3 protein-coding genes and 1 pseudogene are annotated in these 2,906 nt (G+C 62.7%); 3 read left to right on the forward strand and 1 reads right to left on the reverse strand.

Features of this window, described 5'->3' with window-relative positions; all coding sequences use genetic code 11:
- Window positions 1–160: 160 nt before the first annotated feature.
- Window positions 161–655, reverse strand: a complete 495-nt coding sequence (locus ACRDUX_RS10270; protein WP_526413527.1) for a MarR family winged helix-turn-helix transcriptional regulator — start codon at window positions 653–655, stop codon at window positions 161–163.
- Window positions 656–888: 233 nt separating this feature from the next.
- On the opposite strand from ACRDUX_RS10270, the gene ACRDUX_RS10275 reads away from it, so the two are divergent.
- The 3 genes and pseudogenes from ACRDUX_RS10275 to ACRDUX_RS10285 all read left to right on the forward strand — a co-directional run.
- Window positions 889–1,851, forward strand: coding sequence for a nitrilase-related carbon-nitrogen hydrolase (locus ACRDUX_RS10275; RefSeq protein ID WP_526413529.1), 963 nt, complete (start codon window positions 889–891; stop codon window positions 1,849–1,851).
- A gap of 11 nt (window positions 1,852–1,862) precedes the next feature.
- Window positions 1,863–2,393, forward strand: a complete 531-nt coding sequence (locus tag ACRDUX_RS10280) for a hypothetical protein (protein WP_526413531.1) — start codon at window positions 1,863–1,865, stop codon at window positions 2,391–2,393.
- A 199-nt stretch (window positions 2,394–2,592) separates the two neighbouring features.
- A pseudogene (locus ACRDUX_RS10285) lies at window positions 2,593–2,906 on the forward strand (D-glycerate dehydrogenase); the annotation flags it as partial.

Here is a 2,906-nt window from a genome sequence, read left to right on the forward strand (position 1 = left end):
GTCACCGCGCCGGTCATCACCAAGTACGTCACCGACCTGCAACTGCTCGAACTGCTCTAAACACGTGGAGTTCGCTTCTGGGCATGTCGCTGCTAGTTACTGTCGAATAGTCCTGTGCCCGCGTCGGATTCGCTTGGTGCGTACGGGCCGATCGCCGGTGTCATCGATCCAACTCCGAGTCGAGCGCTCCGGCCGCCAATGCGGCGGCGTTGACGCGGCTGAGCACCGCATGCAAATCCTCGAGCACGGCGACTTCGACGCCGAGCCGCTCAACCACCGCAGGAGGAACCTTCAGCGCCTGCCTACGTAGGTTGCGGCCGTCCTGGCTCAGCTCGATGTGAGTGGTGCGCTCGTCAGTGGTGTTGCGCGATCGAGTGATCAGGCCCTGCGCCTGCAGCCGTTTGAGCATCGGCGAGAGGGTGGCCGAATCCATCTGCAGCAGTGCGGCGATGTCCTTGACCCACAGCGGCGCGCCATTGGCCTTCGCGTTGTCCCACAGCGCCAGCATCACCAGGTACTGCGGATGGGTCAGCCCGAGCGGCTCCAGCAACGGCCGGTAGACCGCCAGCACCGCGCGATTGGTGACGGCAAGCGCGAAACACACCTGGCGCTCCAGCGAGAGCGGGTCAATGTCGGTATCGACTCCTCTGCTCATGGCGTCATCATACCTCTTGATTAGGCCGCTAATCATTAGTACACTAACTGTTAGTAGCCGATTTATTGAAGACACGCGACAGCCCGCCACCTCGCGGCGCCGGGTTTGGGGTCCTGGCGCTCGGCACTTGCCGGACGATTCGATTCGCGTGGACCATGGCCGTCTCTGAAACGTCTTATAACAGACGCCATTTGAACTTCACCAAGGGCATTCAATAGGAAGGGATCAACGAGATGCCAATCGTCAAGGCCGCGGCCGTTCAGATCAGTCCGGCGCTCTACAGCCGTGAGGGAACGGTGGAAAAGATTGTCAAGAAGATCATCGAACTTGGCCGCCAAGGGGTGCAGTTCGCTACCTTCCCCGAGGCGATCGTGCCGTACTACCCGTACTTCTCCACGTTGCAGCGGCCCTTCGAACTGGCCGACCAACAGCTGCTCCTGCTCGACCAGTCGGTGACGATTCCTTCAGAGACGACCCATGCCATCGGAGATGCCTGCGCTCAAGCGGGAATCGTCGTGTCCATCGGAGTGAACGAGCGGGATGGCGGAACCATCTACAACACGCAACTACTGTTCGACTCCGATGGCACCTTGATCCAGCGTCGCCGCAAGACGACACCGACGTTCGCCGAGCGGATGATCTGGGGCCAGGGTGACGGCTCCGGCCTTCGCGCCGTCGACAGCACCGTCGGGCGAATCGGCCAGCTGACCTGTTGGGAGCACTACAACCCACTGGCGCGGTACGTGATGATGGCCGATGGCGAACAGATCCACTCGGCCATGTGGCCCGGCTCGTTCGCCGGCGACCTGTTTGCCCGGCAGATAGAGGTCAGTGTCCGCAATCACGCGCTGGAATCGGGTTGCTTCGTGGTCAACGCGACGGGGTGGCTCGATCCAGACCAACTCGCACAGATCGCGCAGGACACAGGCGCCCCAGTCGATTTCATCTCTGGCGGGTGCTTCACCGCGATCATCTCCCCTCAAGGAGAGATCGTCGGCGAGCCGTTGCGCTCGGGTGAAGGCGAGGTCATCGCCGACCTCGACTTCGCGATCATCGACCGGCGCAAGGCCAAGATGGACTCCCGCGGACATTACAGCCGCCCGGAGCTACTCACCCTATTGGTCGATCACACACCGGCTGCTCACATGCGCGAACGGGTGACGACTGCACCGGTTACCGGCCGAACCGAATGGTGAAAGGACCTGCCATGTACGACATCATCACCGAAGCCCGCATCGCACGCGCGCTGAAATCTGGCCCTCCGGGAATCCGGGATGGCGCGAAGGTCATCGACATGGACGCCGACGGCAACGTCACGGTGCTCCGCGAGGGCACCAACGGCTGGACGTGCATGCCTGGCGTCGAGGTCGCCAAGGCCGACATGTGCGCCGATGAGATGGGCATGCAGTGGATCATGGACGCCTGGGCCGGTAAACCTCGGCCCACCAACACATCACCGGGACTGATCTACATGCTCAACGGTGCAGTGCAGCACAGTTACACCGACCCGCATGACCACACCAGCCCGCTGATTCCCATCGGCCCGCACTGGATGCTCATCTGGCCGTTCGACGCAGAGGCCACCGGACTCTCCACCGTCATGCGCGACGCAGGCACGATGATCATGTTCGCCGGTACACCGTACGCACATCTGCACATCTGTGGGGATCCCTGGGAGGGCAACGAGTATCGCCCCGACTCCGAAGCGGTCTGGACCATGGCCTACCGCAACGCATGACCATCTCGGTCACTTCACACGCCAACGGCAAGATCCTTCGCCCACCGGTAACCGGCCTTGCCGGCAGGTGTTCGCAGGTCTGGTCGACCGTCACGGGGACACCGCCGCTCAGCACGCTGGATGAGTCCATAGAATCGCTCTCACCCGCCGTTCCCCCGCCGAAACCCCAGAGCCTCACGAGGAGTGTTCTCACGTGACGATGTCATCAGTCCCGACCCGGCCCGGGGCCGGATTGATCTACGTTTCACGGCTTCTCACCGATCGTGCGATGGCTCACCTGCACTCCTTGGGAACTCCCATTCGCATCGGATCGGAAGAGCCGCCGGACCGCAACGCGCTCGAAGCGGGCATCACGGGCGCCAGTGCGGCCGTGATCACGCTGACCGAGCGTATCGACGCCGATCTCCTTGCCGTCGCGGGATCCCAACTCAAGGTCGTCGCCAACGTGGCGGTCGGGTTCGACAACATCGACCTGTCCGCCGCCGACGCCGCAGGCGTGATCGTGACCAACAC

The organism is Mycobacterium sp., assembly GCF_050701675.1.
Taxonomy (GTDB): Bacteria; Actinomycetota; Actinomycetes; order Mycobacteriales; family Mycobacteriaceae; genus Mycobacterium.

What these genes read in the sequence shown, in the direction of transcription:
- ACRDUX_RS10270 (WP_526413527.1), bottom strand. Translation starts at nt 655, where the DNA reads ATGAGCAGAGGAGTCGATACCGACATTGACCCGCTCTCGCTGGAGCGC.
- ACRDUX_RS10275 (WP_526413529.1), top strand. Translation starts at nt 889, where the DNA reads ATGCCAATCGTCAAGGCCGCGGCCGTTCAGATCAGTCCGGCGCTCTAC.
- ACRDUX_RS10280 (WP_526413531.1), top strand. Translation starts at nt 1,863, where the DNA reads ATGTACGACATCATCACCGAAGCCCGCATCGCACGCGCGCTGAAATCT.